The sequence below is a fragment of the Prosthecomicrobium sp. N25 genome (genome assembly GCF_037203705.1).
Taxonomy (GTDB): Bacteria; Pseudomonadota; Alphaproteobacteria; order Rhizobiales; family Ancalomicrobiaceae; genus Prosthecodimorpha.
In genome coordinates this window covers 211,436-234,939 of sequence record NZ_JBBCAT010000004.1, presented here as the reverse complement: position 1 = coordinate 234,939, position 23,504 = coordinate 211,436, and the positions used below count along the sequence as shown (strand labels likewise).

The 23,504-nt window shown below is 67.8% G+C and carries 36 protein-coding genes; 2 read left to right on the top strand and 34 right to left on the bottom strand.

What is annotated here, in order from left to right; all coding sequences use genetic code 11:
• Positions 1-80: 80 nt before the first annotated feature.
• From WBG79_RS23325 to WBG79_RS23315, 3 genes are read right to left on the bottom strand one after another with little or no spacing between them, the layout of a single operon-like run.
• Positions 81-380: a virulence factor gene (locus tag WBG79_RS23325; protein WP_337359638.1), complete on the bottom strand. Its 300-nt coding sequence runs from the start codon at positions 378-380 to the stop codon at positions 81-83.
• Positions 381-383: 3 nt separating this feature from the next.
• On the bottom strand, positions 384-1,448 hold the full coding sequence (locus WBG79_RS23320; RefSeq protein ID WP_337359637.1) for a 2Fe-2S iron-sulfur cluster-binding protein: 1,065 nt from the start codon (positions 1,446-1,448) through the stop codon (positions 384-386).
• Between the two features lie 37 nt (positions 1,449-1,485).
• Positions 1,486-2,742 (bottom strand): aromatic ring-hydroxylating oxygenase subunit alpha, encoded by a 1,257-nt coding sequence (locus tag WBG79_RS23315; protein ID WP_337359636.1) that lies wholly within the window; start codon positions 2,740-2,742, stop codon positions 1,486-1,488.
• Positions 2,743-2,902: 160 nt separating this feature from the next.
• Here WBG79_RS23315 and WBG79_RS23310 point away from each other — a divergent pair, with 160 nt between their 5' ends.
• Together WBG79_RS23310 and WBG79_RS23305 are read left to right on the top strand one after the other, a co-directional pair.
• Positions 2,903-3,574 carry a winged helix-turn-helix transcriptional regulator gene (locus tag WBG79_RS23310; RefSeq protein WP_337359635.1) on the top strand — a complete coding sequence of 224 codons (672 nt, stop codon included), beginning with the start codon at positions 2,903-2,905 and terminating at the stop codon, positions 3,572-3,574.
• Positions 3,575-3,689: 115 nt separating this feature from the next.
• Positions 3,690-4,286, top strand: coding sequence for a LysE family translocator (locus WBG79_RS23305; protein WP_337359634.1), 597 nt, complete (start codon positions 3,690-3,692; stop codon positions 4,284-4,286).
• Positions 4,287-4,359: 73 nt separating this feature from the next.
• On the opposite strand, the gene rplQ is transcribed toward WBG79_RS23305, so the two are convergent.
• From rplQ to rpsL, 31 genes are all read right to left on the bottom strand, one after another.
• Positions 4,360-4,779: a 50S ribosomal protein L17 gene (gene rplQ, locus WBG79_RS23300; protein WP_337359633.1), complete on the bottom strand. Its 420-nt coding sequence runs from the start codon at positions 4,777-4,779 to the stop codon at positions 4,360-4,362.
• 217 nt (positions 4,780-4,996) lie between these two features.
• Positions 4,997-6,031: a DNA-directed RNA polymerase subunit alpha gene (locus tag WBG79_RS23295; protein WP_337359632.1), complete on the bottom strand. Its 1,035-nt coding sequence runs from the start codon at positions 6,029-6,031 to the stop codon at positions 4,997-4,999.
• A 165-nt stretch (positions 6,032-6,196) separates the two neighbouring features.
• Positions 6,197-6,586, bottom strand: coding sequence for a 30S ribosomal protein S11 (gene rpsK, locus WBG79_RS23290; protein WP_337359631.1), 390 nt, complete (start codon positions 6,584-6,586; stop codon positions 6,197-6,199).
• A gap of 72 nt (positions 6,587-6,658) precedes the next feature.
• Complete coding sequence (rpsM, locus tag WBG79_RS23285; RefSeq protein WP_337359630.1) at positions 6,659-7,027, bottom strand: 30S ribosomal protein S13; 369 nt, start codon at positions 7,025-7,027, stop codon at positions 6,659-6,661.
• A gap of 309 nt (positions 7,028-7,336) precedes the next feature.
• Entirely contained in the window at positions 7,337-7,915 is a 579-nt protein-coding gene (locus WBG79_RS23280; RefSeq protein ID WP_337359629.1) for an adenylate kinase, read from the bottom strand.
• Positions 7,912-9,243: a preprotein translocase subunit SecY gene (gene secY, locus WBG79_RS23275; RefSeq protein WP_337359628.1), complete on the bottom strand. Its 1,332-nt coding sequence runs from the start codon at positions 9,241-9,243 to the stop codon at positions 7,912-7,914. The genes WBG79_RS23280 and secY overlap by 4 nt, the downstream gene beginning before the upstream one ends.
• 88 nt (positions 9,244-9,331) lie before the next feature.
• Complete coding sequence (gene rplO, locus WBG79_RS23270; protein ID WP_337359627.1) at positions 9,332-9,811, bottom strand: 50S ribosomal protein L15; 480 nt, start codon at positions 9,809-9,811, stop codon at positions 9,332-9,334.
• 19 nt (positions 9,812-9,830) lie between these two features.
• Entirely contained in the window at positions 9,831-10,022 is a 192-nt protein-coding gene (gene rpmD, locus WBG79_RS23265; protein ID WP_337359626.1) for a 50S ribosomal protein L30, read from the bottom strand.
• Between the two features lie 84 nt (positions 10,023-10,106).
• Positions 10,107-10,655 carry a 30S ribosomal protein S5 gene (rpsE, locus tag WBG79_RS23260; RefSeq protein WP_337359625.1) on the bottom strand — a complete coding sequence of 183 codons (549 nt, stop codon included), beginning with the start codon at positions 10,653-10,655 and terminating at the stop codon, positions 10,107-10,109.
• A 58-nt stretch (positions 10,656-10,713) separates the two neighbouring features.
• The gene (gene rplR, locus WBG79_RS23255; protein WP_337359624.1) at positions 10,714-11,073 is read right to left on the bottom strand and encodes a 50S ribosomal protein L18; all 360 of its coding nucleotides are present in this window, start codon (positions 11,071-11,073) and stop codon (positions 10,714-10,716) included.
• Positions 11,074-11,085: 12 nt separating this feature from the next.
• Complete coding sequence (gene rplF / locus WBG79_RS23250) at positions 11,086-11,625, bottom strand: 50S ribosomal protein L6 (protein WP_337359623.1); 540 nt, start codon at positions 11,623-11,625, stop codon at positions 11,086-11,088.
• 19 nt (positions 11,626-11,644) lie between these two features.
• Positions 11,645-12,043: a 30S ribosomal protein S8 gene (gene rpsH / locus WBG79_RS23245; RefSeq protein WP_337359622.1), complete on the bottom strand. Its 399-nt coding sequence runs from the start codon at positions 12,041-12,043 to the stop codon at positions 11,645-11,647.
• 10 nt (positions 12,044-12,053) lie between these two features.
• Positions 12,054-12,359, bottom strand: coding sequence for a 30S ribosomal protein S14 (gene rpsN / locus WBG79_RS23240; protein ID WP_337359621.1), 306 nt, complete (start codon positions 12,357-12,359; stop codon positions 12,054-12,056).
• A 26-nt stretch (positions 12,360-12,385) separates the two neighbouring features.
• A complete protein-coding gene (rplE, locus tag WBG79_RS23235; RefSeq protein WP_337359620.1) occupies positions 12,386-12,946 on the bottom strand; it encodes a 50S ribosomal protein L5 in 561 nt (186 codons plus the stop codon).
• On the bottom strand, positions 12,939-13,256 hold the full coding sequence (rplX, locus tag WBG79_RS23230) for a 50S ribosomal protein L24 (RefSeq protein WP_337359619.1): 318 nt from the start codon (positions 13,254-13,256) through the stop codon (positions 12,939-12,941). The genes rplE and rplX overlap by 8 nt, the downstream gene beginning before the upstream one ends.
• Positions 13,256-13,624, bottom strand: a complete 369-nt coding sequence (gene rplN, locus WBG79_RS23225) for a 50S ribosomal protein L14 (protein WP_337359618.1) — start codon at positions 13,622-13,624, stop codon at positions 13,256-13,258. The genes rplX and rplN overlap by 1 nt, the downstream gene beginning before the upstream one ends.
• A 43-nt stretch (positions 13,625-13,667) precedes the next feature.
• A complete protein-coding gene (gene rpsQ / locus WBG79_RS23220) occupies positions 13,668-13,913 on the bottom strand; it encodes a 30S ribosomal protein S17 (protein WP_337359617.1) in 246 nt (81 codons plus the stop codon).
• A 13-nt stretch (positions 13,914-13,926) separates the two neighbouring features.
• Positions 13,927-14,115, bottom strand: coding sequence for a 50S ribosomal protein L29 (gene rpmC, locus WBG79_RS23215; protein WP_337359616.1), 189 nt, complete (start codon positions 14,113-14,115; stop codon positions 13,927-13,929).
• A gap of 14 nt (positions 14,116-14,129) precedes the next feature.
• Complete coding sequence (rplP, locus tag WBG79_RS23210) at positions 14,130-14,543, bottom strand: 50S ribosomal protein L16 (RefSeq protein WP_337359615.1); 414 nt, start codon at positions 14,541-14,543, stop codon at positions 14,130-14,132.
• A 39-nt stretch (positions 14,544-14,582) separates the two neighbouring features.
• A complete protein-coding gene (gene rpsC / locus WBG79_RS23205; protein WP_337359614.1) occupies positions 14,583-15,359 on the bottom strand; it encodes a 30S ribosomal protein S3 in 777 nt (258 codons plus the stop codon).
• Positions 15,359-15,736: a 50S ribosomal protein L22 gene (gene rplV, locus WBG79_RS23200; protein WP_337359613.1), complete on the bottom strand. Its 378-nt coding sequence runs from the start codon at positions 15,734-15,736 to the stop codon at positions 15,359-15,361. Before rplV ends, rpsC begins: the two co-directional genes overlap by 1 nt.
• A 4-nt stretch (positions 15,737-15,740) precedes the next feature.
• The gene (rpsS, locus tag WBG79_RS23195; protein WP_337359612.1) at positions 15,741-16,019 is read right to left on the bottom strand and encodes a 30S ribosomal protein S19; all 279 of its coding nucleotides are present in this window, start codon (positions 16,017-16,019) and stop codon (positions 15,741-15,743) included.
• Positions 16,020-16,027: 8 nt separating this feature from the next.
• Complete coding sequence (gene rplB, locus WBG79_RS23190; RefSeq protein ID WP_337359611.1) at positions 16,028-16,861, bottom strand: 50S ribosomal protein L2; 834 nt, start codon at positions 16,859-16,861, stop codon at positions 16,028-16,030.
• Between the two features lie 19 nt (positions 16,862-16,880).
• Positions 16,881-17,174 (bottom strand): 50S ribosomal protein L23, encoded by a 294-nt coding sequence (locus tag WBG79_RS23185; RefSeq protein WP_337359610.1) that lies wholly within the window; start codon positions 17,172-17,174, stop codon positions 16,881-16,883.
• Positions 17,175-17,179: 5 nt separating this feature from the next.
• Entirely contained in the window at positions 17,180-17,809 is a 630-nt protein-coding gene (gene rplD, locus WBG79_RS23180) for a 50S ribosomal protein L4 (RefSeq protein WP_337359609.1), read from the bottom strand.
• A complete protein-coding gene (gene rplC, locus WBG79_RS23175) occupies positions 17,809-18,525 on the bottom strand; it encodes a 50S ribosomal protein L3 (RefSeq protein WP_337359608.1) in 717 nt (238 codons plus the stop codon). Before rplC ends, rplD begins: the two co-directional genes overlap by 1 nt.
• 100 nt (positions 18,526-18,625) lie before the next feature.
• Complete coding sequence (gene rpsJ / locus WBG79_RS23170) at positions 18,626-18,934, bottom strand: 30S ribosomal protein S10 (protein ID WP_054357645.1); 309 nt, start codon at positions 18,932-18,934, stop codon at positions 18,626-18,628.
• Between the two features lie 78 nt (positions 18,935-19,012).
• A complete protein-coding gene (tuf, locus tag WBG79_RS23165; RefSeq protein WP_337359595.1) occupies positions 19,013-20,203 on the bottom strand; it encodes an elongation factor Tu in 1,191 nt (396 codons plus the stop codon).
• 43 nt (positions 20,204-20,246) lie between these two features.
• Complete coding sequence (fusA, locus tag WBG79_RS23160; RefSeq protein ID WP_337359607.1) at positions 20,247-22,319, bottom strand: elongation factor G; 2,073 nt, start codon at positions 22,317-22,319, stop codon at positions 20,247-20,249.
• A 33-nt stretch (positions 22,320-22,352) separates the two neighbouring features.
• Positions 22,353-22,823, bottom strand: a complete 471-nt coding sequence (rpsG, locus tag WBG79_RS23155; protein ID WP_337359606.1) for a 30S ribosomal protein S7 — start codon at positions 22,821-22,823, stop codon at positions 22,353-22,355.
• Between the two features lie 95 nt (positions 22,824-22,918).
• Complete coding sequence (gene rpsL / locus WBG79_RS23150; RefSeq protein WP_337359605.1) at positions 22,919-23,290, bottom strand: 30S ribosomal protein S12; 372 nt, start codon at positions 23,288-23,290, stop codon at positions 22,919-22,921.
• Positions 23,291-23,504 lie beyond the last annotated feature (214 nt).

Below are 23,504 nucleotides of genomic sequence, written 5' to 3'. Positions count from 1 at the left end.
TCGGACGAGCCGTCGGCGGACCGGGAAGGCCGGGGCCTCGGGGAGCCCCGGGATCCGGTCGGCCGCGAGGACCCGGCGGATCAGCCTTCCCGCCCGCCGGCCTCGACGAGGCGGCGGAGGCGGTCAGCATCGTAGGCGGCCTCGATCTCCGCCGCCGCGTTTGCGACCACCTCTTCCGGATCTCCGTCACGCGGGCCCGCCGAGACCTTCCGCCAATCGGCCAGATAGGCGTCGGTCTCCCGCGCCCCGCCCCGCATGGCCGCGGCATCGACGGCGACCTGGAAGCGCTCGGGGAGTTCCCGCTTCACGGCACGCCGGCCCGAGCCGACCATGACCTGGGCCGGAATGTCGCGCCAATAGATGATCGTCAGGTCCGGCATGACTCAGCGCTCCACGACCACTTCGGACTGAGGCTTCGAGCAGCACAGGAGGATCATGCCGGCCTCGATCTCGCGCGGCCGGATGCCACCCTGGTGCTTCATCTCGACCTCGCCCGAGGCCTTCTTCGACTTGCAGGTGCCGCAGAGCCCCTTGGTGCAGGCCGATGGCAGGGCGATTCCCGCCTTGCGCGCCGCCGCGAGGATCGTCGTGGACCCGTCGCACGCGATGGTCCGGCCGCTGCGGGCGAAGGTGATCCGGTACTCCCGCGCGGCGGGGTCGGCCGGCACCTCCGGCTCGGGGCCGCCGGCGCCGAACGCGAAGCTCTCCTCGTGGTGGCGGCCCATGTCGAAGCCGGCCTCGCCGAGGATGTCCCGGACGCGCGCCATGAAGCCCGCGGGCCCGCACACGAACACCTCGCGCTCGAGGAGATCCGGCGCCACGGCCGCCAAGAGCGCCCGGTCGATCCGCCCGTGGAACCCCGCCCAGGGCTCGCGCCCCTGCCCCGTCACCACATGGGCGAGCCGCACGGACCGGTTCCGCGCCGCGATGGTCTCCAGCTCGCGCCGGAAGACCAGATCCTCCGGCCGCCGCGCCGCATTGAGAAAGACGACGTCCGCCCCGGTCGCCAGGTCGTCCTCGGCCCGCAGCATGGACATGAGCGGCGTCGCCCCGACCCCCGCGGCCAGGAACAGGTACTTCGGCGACCGGTGCCGCGCCGTGGTGAAGTCGCCGAGCGGCAACTGCGCCTTCACGCTCGTGCCCGGCATCAGCGTATCGTGCAGATGGTTGGAGACGAGCCCGCCCGGGATCCGCTTCACCGAGATCGATACCGTGTGCGGCCGCGCCGGCGAGGAGGAAAGCGTGTAGGAGCGCGTCTCGACCCCACCCGCCACCTCGACCTCCAGGTTCATGAACTGGCCGGGCTCGTAGGCGAAGAGACGCCCCTCCGGCGCCGCGAACACGAAGGTCTTCACCTCCGCGGTCTCCTCAAGGACGGCCCGGCAGACGAGCCGGTCGTCCGTCTCCGGGTCCCAGAGCGGGCGCGCGGGGCTGGTCGGAACGGTCATGGCGCGCCTCGTCTCGCCGGCGGGAGGATCGGAGCCGTCACCCGAGATGCGCCCTGAGGCGCTCGACGTACCAGGTGGCGAACTGGTCCACGAGGCCCTCCGTCAGCGGCGAATAGGGCCCCGGCTCGTAGGCGAGGCTGCGCACGCCCTTCTGGGCGAGTTCGACGAGCGCCGCGTCCTGCCCGTTGGTCGCCGTCCAGACCTCCGTCAGGCGCGCGAGGTCGTAGTCGACGCCCTCCACCGCATCCTTGTGGACGAGCCAGCGGGTGCGCACCAGCGTGTGCTCCGGATCGAGCGGGATGGCGCAGAAGGTCACCGCGTGGTCGCTCATCACGTGATGCCAGGAGTTCGGCTGCGTCCAGATGTGCAGGCCGCCGAGCCGCCGCTCCGTGACGGTCCCGAGGAGCCGCCGGCATGCCACCTTGGTGTCGAGCGTCTGGCTCTCGCCCGCGCCGTCGAGCACGATCCGCTCCGTCCGGAACCCGGTGGCGCAGCCGGACAGGCGCTCCACCGGCCCGGACGGGAAGCCCCGCGCCTCCCAGTCCGCCACCTGCCGCACCACCGAGGCCTCGTAGGCGGCGGCTTCCGCCTTGCCCGCCTCGTCGTCCGCATCCGGCACGAAGCCGACCGCGTATTTGTTGAAGGAGAGGCCGAGCTCCGGATGGTTGCCCGCGCAGTGATAGCACTCGCGGTTGTTCTCCATGGTGAGCTTCCAGTTCCCCTCCTCGATCAGGTCGGCCTGGAACGCGACCTTGGCGTTGCGCAGATCGAAGGGGGCGAGCCGCGGCTCCAGCACGGCAGCGGCATCCTCGATGTCGGCCGGCGGCTCGGCCGCGAGGCAGATGAACAGGAGCCCGCCGATCGACCGCAGATGCACCGGCTTCAGCCCGTGGCAGGACGGATCGAACCCGTCCCCCATGTGGCTCGCGTGGATGAGTTCGCCGGTCAGCTCGTAGGTCCACTGGTGGTATGGGCAGACGAGCTTGCCGACACAGCCCTTCTCCTCCGTCACGATCCGCGCGCCGCGGTGGCGGCAGACGTTGTGGAAGGCGCGGACCTCGTCGTCGTCGCCGCGGACGATGACGATGGAGTTCGCCCCGAGGTCGAGCCGCGCGTAGTCGCCCGCCTCCGGCACCTCGGCCTCCACCCCCGCGAAGATCCAGTGCCGGGAGAAGATGACGTCGAGGTCGAGGTCGAAGATCTCGCGCGCCTGGTAGAAGGGCGCCGCCAGCGTGTGGCCGGGCCGCCGCTCGGCGACGAGGCGGGCGATATCGAGGGGGGCTCGGGAGAGCATGGCGGAATCCGGCTTTGGGCAGGCTGAGGGACAGGACCGACCGTGACACGGGATCCGGTCGGCGAGTTGTCGCAATCCGACGCGGGACGTCGCATCGCGACCCTGCAGGCGGTCCGTTTTTCGGACCGGCCGCCTGTCGCGCCTGTGCTATCCTGGCCCCATGACCGGCTATGGGCAGTTCTGCGCGATCGCCCGCGCCCACGAGATCCTCGGGGGCCGCTGGACGCTGCTGATCGTACGCGAAGTGCTGATGGGAGCCACCCGATTCAGCGACTTCCGAAAGGGTGTGCCGCGAATCTCCCGGACCGTGCTGGCCGAACGGCTTCAGGACCTGGTCGCCTGCGGCGTTCTGGAGCGGGACGAGAGTGCCAGGGGTCCGACCTACAGGCTGACCCCGGCCGGCCGCGACCTCGAGCCGCTCGTCCTGGCGCTCGGCACCTGGGGGCAGAAATGGCTGCCGCGCCATGCCGCGGCCGAGGACCTGGACCTCGATCCCCTGTTGCACGACATGGCGCGCCGCGTCAGTCGCGACGCCGCGCCGGCCGAAGCGCTCGTGCTCCGGTTCGAGATCCGGGCCCATCCTCTCCGCTTCATGCTCATGAAGGACGGTACGGCGTCCGTCTGCGGCCTGAACCCCGGCTTCCCCGAACCCCTGTCGATCGGCGGACCGCTTGCGCCGCTGGTCGGATGGTGGCGCGGCGACACGACCTTCGCCGAGGCGCAACGGCTCGGCCTGCGCCTGGAGGGGCCCCGCCCGCTCGTCCGCGCGTTCCCCCTCTGGTTCGAGCGCTATCTCCTCGCCGACGTCGCTCCCCAGGCCCTAGCCGGGTGATGCCGCGATCGGCAGGCTCCCGCCCTCGGCCCGTCGCCGGTAGTCAGGATTCCGGACCACTGCTCCTCCGGCGCGGACGTCAGGATGCACCCGTCCATCAAGACAGGTGCCAGCCATGCAGACCGACTCCCTCCTGCCCCTTGCCCTCTTCGCCCTGGTGACCTCGATCTCGCCGGGACCCAGCAACCTCATGCTGCTCGCCTCCGGCGCGACCTACGGCGTCCGGCGAACCGTGCCGCTCCTCGCCGGCATCACCACGGGCTTCCTGTCCGTCCTGATCGCCGTGGGGCTCGGGATCGGGGCCCTGCTGGCCGCCGTGCCCGCGCTGCGGCTCGTCCTGAACGCGGCGGGTGCCGTCTACCTCGTCTACCTAGCCTGGCGCATCGGCACGGCCCGCTCGGTCGGGGCCGCGCCGGCCGGATCGGAGCGGCCGATCGGGTTCCTGGAGGCCGCGGGCTTCCAGTGGCTGAACCCCAAGGCCTGGGCGGTGGCGGGGACCACGATGGCGCTTCACGCCAGGCCGGAGAGCCCGCTCGCCTCGGTTGCGGCCGTCGCCCTGGTGTTCGGCCTCGTCAACCTGCCGGCACTCGCGACGTGGATCCTGTCCGGCATGGCCCTCCGGAGACTGCTCGCCGATCCCGTCCGGCTGAAGTGGTTCAACATCGCCATGGCGGTCGTCCTGGTGGCGACCCTGGTCCCGCTCCTGGGCTGAACCGTCGCGCCCCCAAAAGAAAAGGGGCGGCCGACGGCCACCCCTCTCGAACTCCACGGGAACCGGAAGGACCTCAGCCCTCCGCGGCCTCCGCCGCCTCGGCGCGCGCGCGGTCCTCGGCGCCCTTGGCCGAGACGTCGCGGTCGACGAACTCGATCACGCCGACGGCGGCGTTGTCGCCGTGCCGGAAGCCGGCCTTCAGGACGCGCGTATAGCCGCCGTTGCGGTCCTTGTAGCGCGGGCCGAGCACGTCGAAGAGCTTCTTGACGGCCTTCTCGTCGCGGATCTGCGCGACCGCGTTGCGGCGCGAGTTGAGGTCGCCGCGCTTGGCCAGCGTGATCAGCTTCTCCACGACCGGACGCAGGTCCTTCGCCTTCGGCAGCGTGGTGACGATCTGCTCGTGGGTGATGAGCGAGGCCGCCATGTTGGCGAACATGGCCTTGCGGTGCTCGTGGGTACGGGCGAACTTGCGGCCCGAATTGCCGTGACGCATGACTGGTCTCCTGGTCTGGCGGGGCATCCCTGCCCGGCCCGCGCCCCCGCGGGAGCGCCTCTCTGCGACGATCCGGAGACGCGCCCCGGAGCTTCGGCCCCGGAGGAGACCGTCGCACCCCGGGCATGCGTCATCCGGGCGAAGTAGTCCTTGTCGACCGGCCCGAAGGCCGGCCGTGGTCCAGAAGCGGCCGCCCGACTGGCGGGCGGCCCGGGCTTCAGAGCTGGTGGTCCTCGTAACGCTTGGCGAGTTCCTCGATGTTCTCCGGCGGCCAATTGGTGACCTCCATGCCGAGATGGAGACCCATCTGGGCGAGAACTTCCTTGATCTCGTTGAGCGACTTGCGGCCGAAGTTCGGGGTACGGAGCATCTCCGCCTCGGTCTTCTGGATGAGGTCGCCGATGTAGACGATGTTGTCGTTCTTCAGGCAGTTCGCCGACCGCACCGACAGCTCGAGCTCGTCCACCTTCTTGAGCAGCGCCGGGTTGAAGGCGAGCTCCGGCACCCGCTCCTCGACCTCCGCCTTCCGCGGCTCCTCGAAGTTCACGAAGATCGCGAGCTGATCCTGGATGATGCGCGCCGCATACGCGACCGCGTCCTCCGGCTTCACCGAGCCGTCGGTCTCCACCGTCAGGGTGAGCTTGTCGTAGTCGAGCACCTGGCCCTCGCGGGTGTTCTCGACGCGGTAGCTGACCTTCTTGACCGGGGAATAGATGCTGTCGACCGGGATGAGCCCGATCGGCGCGTCCTCGGGACGGTTCCGGTCGGCCGGCACGTAGCCCTTGCCCGTGTTGGCCGTGAACTCCATGCGGATCTCCGCACCCTCGTCGAGGGTGCAGATCACCAGCTCAGGGTTCAGGATCTCGATGTCGCCGACGGTCTGGATATCGCCCGCGGTCACGACGCCGGGGCCCGACTTGCGCACGACCATGCGCTTCGGCCCGTCGCCCTGCATCCGGATGGCGATCTCCTTGATGTTCAGCACGATGTCCGTCACGTCCTCGCGGACGCCCGGGATCGAGGAGAACTCGTGCAGCACGCCGTCGATCTGCACGGCCGTGACGGCGGCGCCCTGCAGCGACGAGAGGAGCACGCGCCGGAGGGCGTTGCCGAGCGTCAGGCCGAAGCCGCGCTCCAGCGGTTCGGCCACGACCGTGGCGACGCGGCGCCCGTCGTCGCCGGCCTTGACGTCGAGCTTGCTCGGGCGGATGAGCTCTTGCCAGTTCTTGTGGATGGTCACGGGGTCACCCAAGGTTCGAGTGGGCCGCCGGAGGATCAGGGGCCACGCCCGGCGGATCCGGGTCGGGTCTCTCCGAACGACACTGCGGACGGCCCGGGTCCGAGGATCCCGATGCGCCGTCCGCCTTGACGAGGGCCGCAGGTTACGCGCGGCCGAACGACGGTTCGTCCAATCCGGTCAGACGCGGCGCCGCTTGCGCGGGCGGCATCCGTTGTGCGGGATCGGGGTCACGTCGCGGATCGAGGTGACCACGAAGCCCGCCGCCTGCAACGCCCGGAGCGCCGACTCGCGGCCCGAACCGGGACCGCGCACCTCGACCTCGATCGTGCGCATGCCGTGCTCCTGGGCCTTGCGCGCGCACTCCTCGGCCGCGACCTGCGCCGCGAACGGGGTCGACTTGCGCGAGCCCTTGAAGCCGTTGGCACCGGCCGACGACCAGGCGATGGTGTTGCCCTGGGCGTCGGTGATCGTGATCATGGTGTTGTTGAACGTGGAGTTCACGTGGGCGACGCCGGAGGAGATGTTCTTCCGCTCACGGCGCTTCACGCGCTGCGCTTCCTTGGCCATGTGGCTGATCCTTGAACTTCGTCGGGAGCCGACGGCCGGCGGCGCTCGCGCGCGGCCGGTCCCGCCCCGTCCTTACTTCTTCTTGCCGGCGATCGCCTTGGCGGGACCCTTGCGGGTCCGCGCGTTGGTGTGCGTCCGCTGTCCGCGCACCGGCAGGCCGCGACGATGGCGCAGGCCGCGGTAGCAGCCGAGGTCCATCAGGCGCTTGATGTTCATCGCGACTTCGCGGCGAAGGTCACCCTCCACCATGTAGTCGCGGTCGATCACTTCGCGGATCTGCAGCACCTCGGCGTCCGAGAGCTCGTTGACCCGGCGCTCGGGCTGGATCCGGACCTTGTCCATGATCTCCTGAGCCTTCCGCGGGCCGATCCCGTGGATGTACTGAAGCGCAATGACCACGCGCTTGTTCGTCGGAATGTTCACGCCTGCAATGCGGGCCACGGCAGTCCTCTCCAGTCGATCGGGTCGTCCGGGGACGACCACGTTCCTGAGCCTCGTCCAGGCCCGAAGGGGTCGCACACAAGACGACGAGACCGGTGCCGGTCCCCCTCGGGGCCCCGACGCCGATCGCATGGATGTCGCGATTGAGGGTCGGGATATAGAGATTCCACGAGCGGGCGTCAACCCGTCCGGGGTATCCAGCCGCCCGCCGCCGGACGCCCCGCGAGGGGGCCGCTCCGGCGCCGGGCCGATCGTCGTCGGACGCCCTCCTGCGCGGCCGCGCCGCCGGTCCCTCGACCGGCGGCCGCCTCAGCCGAGGATCGTCTCGATGTCCTTCGTCACCGCGTCGATCGGCTTCATCCCGTCGACGGTCCTGAGTTCGCCCGTCCCCGCGTAGTAGGACGACAGGGGCGCGGTCTTCTCGCGGAACTCCACGAGGCGCTTCTTGAAGCTTTCCGGGTTGTCGTCCGCACGGACCTGCCCGCCCGCCGCGATCGTTTCCCGGACACGGGTCTCCATCCGCCGGACGAGCGCGTCCTCGTCCACCTTGAGCTCGATCACCGCGTCGAGCTTCATGCCCTTGGAGGCCAGCATCCGGGTCAGCGCCTCGGCCTGCGGCACCGTCCGCGGGAAGCCGTCCAGGATGAAGCCCTTCTGGCAGTCCGCCTGATCGATCCGGTCCGCGACCACGCCGACCACGATGTCGTCGGAGACGAGCTGGCCGGCGTCCATGACCGCCTTGGCCTTGAGCCCCACCTCGGTTCCCGCCTTCACGGCCGCCCGCAGCATGTCGCCGGTCGAGAGCTGCACGATGCCGTGCTTCTCGACGAGCCGCTGTGCCTGGGTCCCCTTCCCGGCCCCCGGAGGCCCGAGCAGGATCAGTCTCATTTCCGTCCCCCTTTCAGCTTCGCCCGCTTGATCAGACCTTCGTACTGGTGGGCGAGCAGATGTCCCTGGATTTGCGACACCGTGTCCATGGTCACCGAGACCACGATCAGCAGCGACGTGCCCCCGAAATAGAACGGGACGCCGGTCCAGGAAATGAGGAATTCGGGTAAGAGACAAACGACGGTGATGTACATCGCGCCGACGACGGTGATACGGGTCAGCACGTAGTCGATGTATTCGGCGGTGCGCTCGCCCGGCCGGATGCCGGGGATGAAGCCGCCGTGCTTCTTCAGATTGTCGGCCGTGTCGGTCGGGTTGAACACGATCGCGGTGTAGAAGAAGCAGAAGAAGATGATCAGCGCCGCGTAGAGCACCATGTAGGCCGGCTGGCCGTGCCCCAGGAACGCGGTCACGCTGGTCAGCCACCCGCCCGCCTGGCCCGCCTGGAAGTTGGCGACTGTCGCCGGCACCAGGAGCAGCGAGGAGGCGAAGATCGGCGGGATGACGCCCGAGGTGTTCAGCTTCAGCGGCAGGTGCGACGACTGCCCCTGCATGATCTGATTGCCGACCTGGCGCTTCGGATACTGGATCAGGAGCCGGCGCTGCGCGCGCTCCATGAACACGATGAAGGCGATGACGACGACGGCCAGCACGATGATGCCGAGGATCGCGCCCGTCGAGATCGCGCCCTGCCGGCCGAGCTCGAGGGTGCCCGCGATCGCCCGCGGCAGCTCCGCCACGATGCCCGCGAAGATGATGAGCGAGATGCCGTTGCCGATGCCCCGCGACGTGATCTGCTCGCCGAGCCACATCAGGAACATGGTGCCGCCGAGCAGGGTCAGCACGGTCGAGACACGGAAGAACAGGCCCGGGTCGGCGACCACGTTGGTCGAGCCCTCGAGGCCGACCGAGATGCCGTAGGCCTGGAAGACGGCCAGGATCACGGTCAGGTAGCGCGTGTACTGGTTCAGCTGCTTGCGGCCCGACTCGCCCTCCTTCTTCATCGCCTCGAAGGACGGCAGCACCGTCGTGAGCAGCTGGACGATGATCGAGGCCGAGATGTAGGGCATGATCCCGAGCGCGAAGATCGCCATGCGGCCGACCGCGCCGCCCGAGAACATGTTGAAGAGGCCGATGATGCCCGTCTGGGCATTGTGGAAGGCCTGCGACAGCGCCGTGGGATTGATGCCCGGCAGCGGCAGGTAGGTCCCGAGGCGGTAGACGAGCAGCGCGCCGAGGGTGAACCAGATGCGCTTCTTGAGTTCCTCGGCCTTGGCGAAGGCACCCCAATTGAGGTTCGCTGCGAGTTGTTCAGCTGCCGAAGCCATTCGCCTCTCCGATTGCCAGGATGCCCGCCCCGAGACGGGAAACCGGGGCCGCCTCAGGAAGCGGCCCCGGTCGTGTTCGCCTTCGGTGTCACGCCTCGGCGGCGGCCTGCGCCAGGAGCGCCACGACCTTGCCGCCGGCCTTCTCGACCGCCTCGGCCGCCGGCTTCGACGCGCCGGCCACCTCGAAGGTGACGGCGGCGGTCAGTTCGCCGGGCCCGAGAAGGCGGACGCCGTCCTTGACGCGCCGGATGATCCCGGCGGCCTTGAGGGCCTCCGCGGTCACGGTCGCCTTCGGATCGAGCTTGCCGGCCTCGATCGCGGCCTGCACCTTCGCCAGGCTGACCTCGTTGAGGTCGAGGCGGAAGATGTTGTTGAAGCCGCGCTTCGGCAGGCGCCGGTGCAGCGGCATCTGGCCGCCCTCGAAGCCGTTGATGGCCACGCCGCGGCGCGCCTTCTGGCCCTTGACGCCCTTGCCCGAGGTCTTGCCCAGGCCCGAGCCGATGCCGCGGCCGAGCCGCTTGCCGGCCTTGACGGCGCCGGGGTTGTCGCTGATCTGGTTCAGCTTCATGGGGATCGATCCCTAAATCTCACTCGTCCACGACGCGGACGAGATGCTGCACCTTGGCGATCATGCCCCGCACCTGAGGAGAGTCCTTCAGGGTGGAACGGCGATGCCGCTTGTTGAGGCCGAGGCCGATCAGCGTGGCCCGCTGGTCGCCGGGACGGCGGCTCGGGCTGCCGGTCTGCTCGACCGTGACGGTCTTGTCGGTGGTCGACATTGGGACGATCCCCGTGTTTCTTCAGCTATGGACGAGGCCGCCCTGGTTCAAGCGGCCCCGGCTCTGTCAGTGATCGCCGGACGGTCAGGCTTCTGCGCCCGCGTCGACACCCTCTTCGCGGCGCCGCGCCTGCAGGGCCGAGACCTTGATGCCGCGGCGCGCCGCGACCGAGCGCGGGCTGTCCTCGTGCTTCAGGGCGTCGAAGGTCGCGCGCACCATGTTGTAGGGGTTCGACGAACCGAGCGACTTCGCCACCACGTCCTGGACGCCGAGCGTCTCGAACACGGCGCGCATCGGGCCGCCCGCGATGATGCCCGTGCCGGCCGGAGCCGCCCGCAGGATCACCTTGCCGGCGCCGTGATGGCCCGCCACGTCGTGATGCAGCGTGCGCCCCTCGCGGAGCGGCACGCGGACCAGGCTGCGCTTGGCCGCCTCGGTCGCCTTGCGGATCGCCTCGGGAACCTCGCGGGCCTTGCCGTGGCCGAAGCCGACGCGGCCCTTCTGGTCGCCGACGACGACGAGCGCCGCGAAGCCGAAGCGCCGGCCGCCCTTCACCACCTTGGCGACGCGGTTGATGTGCACCAGCCGGTCGACGAATTCGCTGTCGCGCTCTTCCCGCTCACGCGTAGCCATAGTTACCGTTCCTTCCCGCGCAGCTTGAAGAAGCGCGCATAAGTCTTTCTCAGATCGATCAGAACTCGAGGCCGCCCTCGCGGGCCGCTTCGGCCAGCGCCTTGACGCGGCCGTGGTAGATGTAGCCGCCGCGGTCGAAGACGACCTTGTCGACCCCGGCCGCCTTGGCGCGCTCCGCCAAGAGCTTGCCGACCGCCTTGGCGGCTTCCACGTCCGCGCCGGTCTTCAGCGACCCCTTGAGATCCTTCTCGAGCGACGAGGCGGCGGCCAGCGTGACCCCCTTCACGTCGTCGATGACCTGCGCGTAGATGTTCTTCGAAGACCGGAAGACCGACAGCCGGACGCGGCCGTTGGCAGCGGCCTTCACGGCGCGGCGGACGCGGGCGCGACGGCGCTCCGTAGTAGACGCATGAGCCATGATGACCGCTCCTTACTTCTTCTTGCCTTCCTTGCGGAAGATCTTCTCATCGGCGTACTTCACGCCCTTGCCCTTGTAGGGCTCGGGCCCGCGGAACTCGCGGATTTCCGCCGCCACCTGTCCGACACGCTGCTTGTCGATGCCGGTGATGGTGATCTGGTCCTGCTTCTGCCCGGCGACTGCGATCGTGATTCCCTCCGGAACCGGATACACGATGTCGTGGCTGTAGCCGAGCGAGAGGTTCAGGGTCTTGCCGGCGAGCGCCGCCTTGTAGCCGACGCCGTTGATCTCGAGCTTCTTCTCGAAGCCCTTCGACACGCCGACCATCAGGTTCGAGATCATCGTCCGGGACATGCCCCAGAGCGACCGCGCCTGCTTGGACTCGTCCCGCGGCTTGACCGCGATGCCGTCCGTGCCCTTGCTCACCTCGACCAGGTCGTGGACCACGAAGGAGAGCGTCCCCTTCGGACCCTTGACGCTGACCGTCTGGCCCGCCACGTCGGCGTTCACGCCGCTCGGGACCGCCACGGGCTTCTTTCCGATACGAGACATGGTGCTTGTCCTTTCCCGGTCAGAATACGCGGCAGAGCACTTCGCCGCCGACATTCGACTCGCGGGCATCGTGATCCGCCATCACGCCCTTCGGCGTGGACAGGATGGTGACGCCGAGGCCGTTGGCGACGCGCGGAATGTTGGCGACCGACGAGTACACCCGGCGGCCCGGCTTCGAGACGCGCTCGATGGTCCGGATCACGGGTTCGCCGTCGAAATACTTGAGCTCGATCTCGAACTCGGAACGGCCCGCACCGGCTTCCACCGACGTGTAGCCGCGGATGTAGCCCTCGCTCTTGAGGACGTCGAGCACGTTGGCGCGCAGCTTGGACGCCGGCGTGTTGACCTTAGACTTCTTCCGGAGCTGAGCGTTCCGGATCCGGGTCAGCATATCGCCCAGGGGATCGGTCATCGTCATGGGACCCTCCTCACCAGCTCGACTTCACGAGGCCCGGGATCATGCCCTGGTTGCCCAGTTCACGAAGCGCCAGGCGCGACATCTTCAGCTTGCGGTAGTACGCACGCGGCCGGCCCGTGATCTCGCAGCGGTTGCGGATCCGCACCTTGGCGCCGTTGCGCGGAAGAGCCGCGAGCTTCATGACCGCCTGGATCCGATCCTCGGGGGTCGTCTCGCGGTCCATCACGACCGACTTCAGCTCGGCGCGCTTTTTGGCGAACTTCGCCGTCATCTTGCGCCGCCGGTTGTTCTTCTCGACAGAACTCGTCTTTGCCATTTTTTCCTATCCTCTGCCGTAACGGCTCACTGGCGGAACGGGAAGTTGAAGAGCTTCAGGAGCTCCCTGGCCTCCTCGTCCGTTTTCGCCGTCGTACAGACGATGATGTCCATTCCCCAGACCTGATCGACCTTGTCGTAGTTGATCTCCGGGAAAATGATGTGTTCCTTGACGCCCATGGCATAGTTGCCGCGGCCGTCGAAGCTCTTCGGGTTGAGGCCCCGGAAGTCCCGGACGCGCGGCAGCGCGATCGTCACGAGACGGTCGAGGAACTCGAACATGCGGGTCTTGCGCAGGGTAACCTTGGCGCCGATCGGCATGTTCTCACGGATCTTGAAGGTCGCGATCGCCTTGCGGGCCCGGGTCACGACCGGCTTCTGGCCGGCGATCAGGGCGAGGTCCGCGGCCGCGACCGACGGCTTCTTGGAGTCCGCCGTCGCCTCGCCGACGCCCATGTTCAGGACGATCTTGTCGAGGGTCGGCACTTCCATCGGGTTCTTGTACCCGAACTTCTCGATCATCGCCGGGCGCACGACCTCGTCGTAGTGCTTGCGCATCCGCGGCGAATAGTTGGCGAGCTCAGCCATCGATCAGGTCCCCCGAGCGCTTGGCGAAACGGACCTTCCGGCCGTCGTCGAGAATCTTGAAGCCGACGCGGGTGGGCTCGCCCGTCTTCGGGTCCGCCACCGCCAGGTTCGACAGATGGATCGGGGCCTCCTTGCGGATGATCCCGCCCTCGTTCACGCCCTGCGGCTTGGTGTGGCGCTGCACGATGTTGATGCCGCGGACCAGAGCACGCTCCTCGCTCGGCATCACCTGGATGACCTCGCCGGTGCGGCCCTTGTCGCGGCCGGCGAGCACGACGACCTTGTCGCCCTTCTTGATCTTCGCGGCCATTACAGCACCTCCGGCGCGAGCGAGAGGATCTTCGTGTGGTTCTTCGCGCGCAACTCGCGCGGAACCGGTCCGAAGATGCGGGTCCCGATCGGCTCCTTCTGATTGTTGATCAGGACGGCGGCGTTCCGGTCGAACCGGATCACCTGGCCGTCCGGGCGGGTGATGTCCTTGGACACCCGGACCACCACCGCCTTCATCACGTCGCCCTTCTTGACGCGGCCGCGCGGGATCGCCTCCTTGACCGAGACGACGATGATGTCGCCCACGGTGGCGTACTTCCGCTTCGAACCGCCGAGGACCTTGATGCACATGACCCTCTTGGCGCCGGAATTGTCGGCGACGTCGAGGTTAGTTTGCATCTGGATCATGACCGAACGCCTTTCTCGAATGTTCTCTTGGGCCCGTCCGGGATCAACCGGCGGCGCCGACCGGGCCGACCACGACCCAGCGCTTCTGCTTCGACATCGGGCGGCCTTCCTCGATCGCGACGATGTCGCCGACCTTGAACTGGTTGCCCTCGTCGTGCGCGTGATACTTCTTCGACCGGCGCACGGTCTTCTTCAGCAGCGGATGGGTGAAGCGGCGCTCCACCTCCACCACGATCGTCTTGTCGTTCTTGTCGGAGACGACGACGCCCTGCAGGATGCGCTTCGGCATGGTTTCGTCCTCCTCAGACGTGCTTCTCGCGGAGCACCGTCTGGACCCTGGCGATGTCGTGCCGGACCTGACGGACGCGCGCGGTATTCTCGAGCTGTCCGGTAGCCTTCTGGAAGCGAAGGTTGAACTGCTCTTTCTTCAGGCGGACCAGCTCGTCGTTGAGCTCGTCGACCGTCTTGGTGCGGATGTCGGCAGCCTTCATGGCTCAATCCCCCGTCAGTCGGCGATTCGGGCCACGAAGCGGGTCCGGATCGGCAGCTTGGCGGCTCCGAGCCGCAGCGCCTCCTCGGCCGTCTCCTGGCTGACGCCGTCGATCTCGAACAGGATCCGGCCCGGCTTGACGCGGGCGGCCCAGAATTCCGGCGCGCCCTTGCCCTTGCCCATGCGGACCTCGGTCGGCTTGGAGGACACCGGCACATCCGGGAACACGCGGATCCAGACGCGCCCCTGGCGCTTCATCTGGCGAGTGATCGCCCGGCGTGCGGCCTCGATCTGGCGCGCGGTGACGCGCTCAGGCTCGAGGGCCTTGAGCCCGAAAGCTCCGAAATCCAGGTCCGTCGCGCCCTTCGAAGTGCCGTGGATGCGGCCCTTGAACTGCTTACGGAACTTCGTGCGCTTCGGTTGCAGCATCGTTGTTCTCTCTCACGTCTCTCGTTCAACCGAAGCCGATCAGCCGGCCCGCTCGGTCTCGCGCTCGCGGCGGCCGCGGCCACCCCGGCGGTCGCCGTCACGGTCCCGATCCCGATCCCGACCCTCGCCACGCTCGCGGCGGCCGGTCTCGGGCTCCTGGGCCCGCCGCTCCGACGCCATCGGATCGTGCTCGAGGATCTCGCCCTTGAAGATCCACACCTTCACGCCGCAGGTGCCGTAGGCGGTGATCGCCGTCGCGGTCCCGAAGTCGATGTCGGCGCGCAACGTGTGCAGCGGCACGCGTCCCTCGCGGTACCACTCCAGTCGCGCGATCTCGGCGCCGCCGAGACGGCCGGAGCAGTTGATGCGGATGCCCTCGGCCCCGAGGCGCATCGCCGACTGGACGGCGCGCTTCATGGCCCGGCGGAAGGCGACGCGGCGCTCGAGCTGCTGGGCGATCGAGGCGGCCACCAGCGTCGAGTCGGTCTCCGGCTTGCGGACCTCCACGATGTTGATGTGCACCTCGGAGTCGGTCAGCTTCGCCACGCCCTTGCGCAGCTTGTCGATGTCCGTGCCCTTCTTGCCGATCACGACGCCCGGACGGGCCGAGTGGATCGTGACGCGGCACTTCTTGTGCGGACGCTCGATGACGATCTTGGAGACCGCCGCCTGCTTCAGCTCGCCCATGAGGTACTTGCGGATCGCCATGTCCTCGTGGAGCAGCTTGCCGTACTCGCCCTTGCCGGCGTACCAGCGCGAATCCCAGGTCCGGTTGATGCCGAGCCGAAGCCCGATCGGGTTGACCTTCTGTCCCATCAGGCGGACTCCACTTCGCGGACGATGATCGTCAGGTGCGAGAAGGGCTTCTCGACGCGGCCGGCGCGCCCGCGGGCACGAGCGTGAAACCGCTTCATCACCATGGCCTTCCCGACGAAGGCCTGGCTCACCACCAGGCTGTCCACGTCGAGCTCGTGGTTGTTCTCGGCATTCGCGATCGCGCTCTCGAGCGTCTTCTTGACGTCCTTGGCGATGCGCTTGTGCGAGAAGGTCAGCTCCGCCAGCGCGGTGGAGACCTTCTTGCCCCGGATCAGGGACGCGACGAGGTTCAGCTTCTGCGGGCTGATGCGGATGTTCCGCGCCACCGCCTGGGCCTCTTTGTCGCTGAGCGCGCGCTCGGTCTTGGGCTTGCTCATCGGCTTACTTCCTCTTCGCCTTCTTGTCGGCCGCATGACCATAGTAGGTCCGCGTCGGCGAGAACTCGCCGAACTTGTGGCCGACCATGTCTTCCGACACCAGCACGGGGATGTGCTTGTGGCCGTTGTAGACGCCGAAGGTGAGGCCGACGAAGTGAGGCAGGATCGTGGAGCGGCGGCTCCAGATCTTGATCACCTCGGAGCGTCCCGAAGCCCGGGACTTCTCGGCCTTCTTCAGGAGGTAACCGTCGACGAACGGGCCTTTCCAGACAGAACGAGCCATGGTTGCGATTAACCCTTCTTGGCGTGGCGCGAGCGGACGACGTACTTGTCTGTCGCCTTGTTCGACCGCGTCTTCTTGCCCTTGGTCGGCTTGCCCCAAGGCGTGACCGGATGACGGCCGCCCGAGGTGCGGCCTTCGCCGCCGCCATGCGGATGGTCGACCGGGTTCATCGCGACGCCGCGGTTGTGCGGGCGACGCCCGAGCCACCGCTGGCGACCGGCCTTGCCGATCGAGGTGTTCATGTGGTCCGGGTTGGACACCGCCCCGACCGTGCCGAGACACGTGCCGAGGACGAGGCGCTGCTCGCCGGAATTGAGACGCAGGATCACGTAGCCCTGGTCGCGGCCGACGATCTGCGCGAAGGTTCCCGCCGACCGCGCGAGCTGCGCGCCCTTGCCGGGCTTCAGCTCGATGTTGTGAACGAGCGTGCCCACCGGCATGTTGCCGATCGGCATCGCGTTGCCGGGCTTCACGTCGACCGACTGGCCGGACACCACCGTGTCGCCGACCGCGAGCCGCTGCGGCGCGACGATGTAGGAGAGCTCCCCGTCCGCATAGCGGATCAGCGCGATGAACGCCGTCCGGTTGGGATCGTACTCGAGCCGCTCCACCGTCGCCGCCACGTCGTGCTTGCGCCGCTTGAAGTCGATGATGCGGTAGGACCGCTTGTGGCCGCCGCCCCGGAACCGCGCCGTGACGCGGCCGGTGTTGTTGCGGCCGCCCGACTGGGTCAGGCCCTCGGTCAGGGTCTTGACCGGCTTGCCCTTCCACAGGCCGTCGCGCGCGACGATGACCAGCTGGCGGAGGCCGGGCGTGACGGGCTTGAATGTCTTGAGCGCCATCGTGTTGAACCTTTTTTGCTCAGAGGCCCGTCGTGATGTCGATCCGGTCGCCCTCTGCGAGGGTGACGATCGCCTTCTTGACGTCGTCGCGCTTGCCGACGAAGCCGCGGAACCGCTTCACCTTGCCCTTGCGGACCAGCGTGTTGACGGCCTTCACCTTGACCTTGAACAGCGCCTCGACGGCCGCCTTGATCTCCGGCTTGGTCGCCGACATGGCGACGTTGAAGACCACCTGGTTCTTCTCCGCCGCGATGGTCGCCTTCTCGGTGATCACGGGCGAGCGGATGATGTCGTAGTGAGCGAGGTTGGTCATGATGCTCACGCCTCCACCCGGAACCGGGCCTCGATGGCGTCGACCGCGTCCTTGGTGAGGACGAGCGTCTGGCGCCGCAGGATGTCGTAGACGTTGAGGCCCTGCACCGGCAGGACGTCGACGTTCGGGATGGCACGGGTCGCCAGGCCGAAGTTGGTGTCGACCGCCGCGCCCGCGATGATGAGCGCGTTGGCGAGGCCGAGCTTCGCCAGCTGCTCCTTGACCGCCTTGGTCTTCGGAGCCGCCGCCGTCGCGTCGGCGACCACCAGGATGGCGCCCTCGCCGGCCTTGGCCGACAGCGCGTGCTTCAGGCCGAGGGCGCGGACCTTCTTGGGAAGGTCGTGCTCGTGGCTGCGCACGACCGGCCCGTGGGCCCGGCCGCCGCCCCGGAAGATCGGGGCGCGCGCGGAGGAGTGGCGCGCCGAGCCCGTCCCCTTCTGCTTGTACATCTTCTTGCCCGTGCGGGCGATCTCGGAGCGGGTCTTCACCTTGTGGGTGCCGGCGCGCCGCTTGGCGAGCTGCCACTTGACCACGCGCTGGATCAGGTCCGCGCGCGGCTCCAGGCCGAAGATCTCGTCCGACAGGGTGACGGTGCCGGCATCGGCGCCGTCGAGGGTCTTGACCTTGAGCTCCATCACTCGGCCCCCTTCTCGGCGGTGGCGGCGGCCGCCGCGCTGGACTTGCGGAACGAACCCGGCAGAGGCAGGCCCGCTGGCGCGGCGCGCTTCACCGCGTCGCGGACGAGAATCCAGCCGCCCTTCGATCCCGGCACCGAGCCCTCGACCATGATCAGGCCGCGCTCGACGTCGGTCTTGACGACCTTCAGGTTCTGGGTGGTGACCCGCTCGTTGCCGAGATGGCCGGCCATCTTCTTCCCCGGGAAGGTACGGCCCGGGTCCTGGCGGTTGCCGGTCGAACCGGGCGAGCGGTGCGAGACCGAGACGCCGTGGGTGGCCCGCAGGCCGCCGAAGTTCCAGCGCTTCATGACGCCGGCGAAGCCCTTGCCGATCGACGTACCGGTCACGTCGACATACTGTCCGACGACGAAGTGGTCGGCCGTCAGCTCGGCGCCCACCTCGATCATCTTGTCCGCGTCCACGCGGAACTCGACCAGCTTGCGCTTCGGCTCGACGGAGGCCTTCGCGAAGTGACCGCGCATGGGCTGCGTCGTGTTCTTGACCTTGGCGAGGCCGGCCCCGAGCTGCAGCGCGGTGTAGCCGTTCTTCTCCTCGGTCCGGTGGGCCACCACCTGGCACCCGTCGAGCTTGAGGACCGTCACCGGCACCTGCTCACCCGACTCGGTGTAGATGCGGGTCATCCCCAGCTTCTGTGCGATCACACCTGAACGCATGGCGTTCTCTCTATCGTTATCGGGCGTCATCCAATCGAGATGAACCCGGATGTATGTCTTCAGAGGCTCCCGATCGGCCGAAACCGGGGGAGCATGAGGCTCAGAGCTTGATCTCGACGTCCACGCCGGCGGCGAGGTCGAGCTTCATCAGCGCATCGACCGTCTGCGGGGTCGGGTCGATGATGTCGAGGAGCCGCTTGTGCGTCCGGATCTCGAACTGCTCGCGGCTCTTCTTGTCGATGTGCGGCGACCGGTTCACCGTGAACTTCTCGATCCGCGTCGGCAGCGGCACCGGACCCCGGACATGCGCACCCGTGCGCTTGGCCGTGGAGACGATCTCGCGCGTCGAGGCATCGAGCACCCTATGGTCGAACGCCTTGAGGCGGATGCGGATGTTCTGACCGTTCATAGTCTGTACCCTCGGCGTTTCAGGAGATGACGCGCCGCCCGCGGGCGGGCGGCGCGACTGGGTTCCCGAAACCAGTGATCAGGCAAGGATCTTGGCGACGACGCCGGCGCCCACCGTGCGGCCGCCTTCACGGATGGCGAAGCGGAGCTTCTCCTCCATGGCGATCGGCACGATCAGCTCGACGACGAGCTTCACGTTGTCGCCCGGCATGACCATCTCGGTGCCCTCGGGGAGCTGCACGATGCCGGTCACGTCCGTCGTCCGGAAGTAGAACTGCGGACGGTAGTTGGCGAAGAACGGCGTATGACGGCCGCCCTCCTCCTTCGTCAGGATGTAGGCCTCGGCCTCGAACTTCGTGTGCGGCGTCACCGAGCCCGGCTTGCACAGCACCTGGCCGCGCTCCACGTCCTTGCGCTCGATGCCGCGCAGCAGCGCCCCGATGTTGTCGCCCGCCTGCCCCTGGTCGAGCAGCTTGCGGAACATCTCGACGCCCGTCACCGTCGTCTTGCGCGTCGGACGGATGCCGACGATCTCGACTTCCTCGCCGACCTTCACGATGCCGCGCTCGACGCGGCCGGTCACCACCGTGCCGCGGCCCGAGATCGTGAACACGTCCTCGACCGGCATCAGGAACGGCTGGTCGATCGGACGCTCCGGCTGCGGGATGTACTCGTCCACCGCCCGCATCAGCTCCAGGATCGCGTCATGGCCGAGCTTCGCGTCGCCGTTGTTCAAGGCCTCGGTCGCCGAGCCCTTGATGATCGGGATGTCGTCGCCCGGGAACTGGTAGGACGACAGGAGCTCGCGGACCTCGAGCTCGACGAGCTCCAGAAGCTCCGGATCGTCGACCATGTCGCACTTGTTCAGGAACACCACGATCGCCGGAACGCCGACCTGGCGGGCGAGCAGGATGTGCTCGCGCGTCTGCGGCATCGGGCCGTCCGCCGCCGACACGACCAGGATCGCGCCGTCCATCTGCGCCGCGCCCGTGATCATGTTCTTCACGTAGTCGGCGTGACCGGGGCAGTCCACATGCGCGTAGTGCCGGTTCTGCGTCTGGTACTCGACATGCGCCGTGTTGATCGTGATGCCGCGCGCCTTCTCTTCCGGCGCCGCGTCGATCTGGTCGTACGCCTTGAACGTCGCCCCGCCCGTCTCCGCCAGCACCTTCGTGATCGCCGCCGTCAGCGACGTCTTGCCGTGGTCGACGTGACCGATCGTGCCGATGTTGCAGTGCGGCTTGTCGCGGTTGAATTTCTCTTTGGCCATCGGATCGTCTCCGTGATCTCTCGTGTCTGCCGATCGGTCGGGATCAGGCGAACTTCTTCTGGACTTCCTGGGCGACGTTCGACGGCACTTCTTCGTAGTGGTCGAACTGCATGGTGTAGCTCGCGCGGCCCTGGCTCATCGAACGCAGGGTGTTGACGTAGCCGAACATGTTGGCGAGCGGCACCATGGCGTTCACGATCTGCGCGTTGCCGCGCGAGTCCGTGCCGGCGATCTGGCCGCGCCGCGAGTTCAGGTCGCCGATGACGCCGCCGAGATACTCCTCGGGCGTCACGCACTCGACCTTCATGATCGGCTCGAGCAGAACCGGGCTGGCCTTCTGCAGGCCTTCGCGCAGCGCCGCGCGGGACGCGATCTCGAACGCGATCGCCGAGGAGTCCACCTCGTGATACGCGCCGTCGATCAGGGCGACCTTGACGTCGACGACCGGGAAGCCCGCGATCGGGCCGGCGGTCATCACCGAGTTCAGGCCCTTTTCGACGCCCGGGAAGTACTCCTTGGGCACCGAACCGCCGATGATCTTGGATTCGAACTGGAAGCCCGAATTCGGCTCACCCGGCTCGATGTGGAACTTCACCCGCGCGAACTGGCCCGTGCCGCCGGTCTGCTTCTTGTGGGTGTAGTCGATATCGGTCGCGCGGCGGATCGTCTCGCGATAGGCGACCTGCGGGGCGCCGACGTTCACGTCCACCTTGTGGGTGCGCTTCAGGATGTCGACCTTGATGTCGAGGTGAAGCTCGCCCATCCCCTTGATGATCGTCTGGCCGCTCTCCGGGTCCGTCGAGACGCGGAAGGACGGATCCTCGGCCGCCAGCTTCGACAGGGCGACGCCCATCTTCTCCTGGTCGGTCTTGGTCTTCGGCTCGATCGCCATCTCGATGACCGGCTCGGGGAAGATCATCTTCTCGAGGATCACCGGCTTCTGCGGATCGCAGAGCGTGTCGCCGGTGCGCGTGTCCTTGAGGCCGACCAGCGCGACGATGTCACCGGCATAGGCCTCGGTGATGTCCTCGCGGTTGTTGGCGTGCATGAGCACCATGCGGCCGACGCGCTCGTTCTTCTCGCGCACCGAGTTCAGGAGCGTGACGCCCTTCTCGAGCCGGCCCGAATAGATGCGGCAGAAGGTCAGGACGCCGTACTGGTCGTCCATAAGCTTGAAGGCCAGCATCGACAGCGGCTCGGTGTCGGACGACTTGCGCTCCGTGTCCGCGCCGGTCTTGACGTCGATGCCCTTGATGGACGGGCGGTCGAGCGGCGACGGGAGATAGTCGACGACCGCGTCGAGCATGGGCTGCACGCCCTTGTTCTTGAACGCGGACCCGCACATCACCGGATAGAAGGCGCCGGTCAGGACGGCCTTGCGGATGAGGCGCTTGATGGTCGCCTCGTCGGGCATCTCGCCCTCGAGGTACTGCTCCATCGCGGTCTCGTCGAGCTCGACGCAGGCCTCGATCAGCTCCAGGCGGGCCGCCTCGGCCTTGTCCTTGAGGTTGGCCGGGATCTCGACGTCGTTGAACTTCGCGCCGAGCGACTCGTCCTGCCACACCACGCCGACCATGCGGACCAGGTCGACGAGGCCGCGGAACTCCGACTCCGCGCCGATCGGCAGCTGGATCGGAACCGGCTTGGCGCCGAGACGGACCTTGATGTCGTTGATGCAGCGGTCGAAGTCCGCACCGACCTTGTCCATCTTGTTGCAGAAGACGATGCGCGGCACGTTGTACTTGTCGCCCTGCCGCCACACCGTCTCGGTCTGCGGCTCCACGCCCTGGCTGGAGTCGAGCACGCACACCGCGCCGTCGAGCACGCGCAGCGACCGCTCGACCTCGATGGTGAAGTCGACGTGGCCGGGGGTGTCGATGATGTTCAGGCGCTTGCCGTTCCAGAAGGTCGTGGTCGCGGCCGACGTGATCGTGATGCCGCGCTCCTGCTCCTGCTCCATCCAGTCCATCGTGGCGGCGCCTTCGTGGACTTCGCCGATCTTGTGCGACTTCCCCGAATAATAGAGCACGCGCTCCGTGGTCGTGGTCTTACCGGCATCGATGTGAGCCATGATGCCGAAATTGCGGTAGTCTTCGAGAGCGTAGGAGCGGGCCATGTCGAAACCTCGTCGGAGCAGCGTCTTAAAGGATCACCAGCGATAGTGCGAGAAGGCCCGGTTGGCCTCCGCCATGCGGTGGGTATCCTCCCGCTTCTTCACCGCGTTGCCGCGGTTGTTCGACGCGTCGAGCAGTTCGGCCGAGAGCCGCTCCGTCATCGTCTTTTCGTTGCGGCCGTTGGAGGCCGTCAGCAGCCAGCGGATGGCCAGCGCCTGGCGGCGCTCCGCACGAACCTCGACCGGAACCTGATAGGTGGCACCGCCGACGCGCCGCGACCGGACTTCGATCTGCGGCATGACGTTCTCGAGCGCCTGATGGAACACTCCGACCGGATCCTGCCGGGTCTTCTTCTCGATGATGTCGAAGGCACCGTAAACGATCGTCTCGGCGACCGACTTCTTGCCGTCGCGCATGACGTTGTTCATGAACTTCGAAACAACGATGTCGCCGAACTTCGGATCCGGCTGGACTTCGCGCTTCTCGGCACTGTGACGACGGGACATGATCTGATTCCTCGGTCGCGTATATCAGGAAAAGCAGAAGGGGCGCGGGTCGGCGGCCCCTTCGGGCCCGGCGGCGACCCCCGCCCCCTGGGTTGTCACTTCGGACGCTTGGCGCCGTACTTGGAGCGGCGCTGCTTGCGGTCCTTGACGCCCTGCGTGTCGAGCACGCCGCGCAGGATGTGGTAGCGCACGCCGGGCAGGTCCTTGACGCGGCCGCCGCGGATCATGACTACCGAGTGCTCCTGGAGGTTATGGCCCTCACCGGGGATGTAGCCGATGACCTCGAAGCCGTTCGTGAGCCGAACCTTGGCGACCTTGCGCAGAGCCGAGTTCGGCTTTTTCGGCGTGGTCGTGTAGACGCGCGTGCAGACGCCGCGCTTCTGCGGGCAGGCCTCGAGGTGGCGGGCCTTCTCGCGGTACACCGGAGCCTGGCGCGGCTTGCGGATCAGCTGGTTGATCGTCGGCATGCGTCTTTTCTACCTCGTCTTCGCCCTCGCGGGCGCCGATCTCTCGTCACGTTCAGAGCCCCCGCGACCGCCCTGGTGCCTCGGTGTCGTCGGGTATCCGACAACGCGTTCAGCACCGGACCGCGGACTCATCGTCCGTGGTCGGCGCGAAAAGTCAGAGGACCGGAACGGCATCGGCCGTTCGGGTCATGATCCTCGGCTTTCCAAGTGTCAC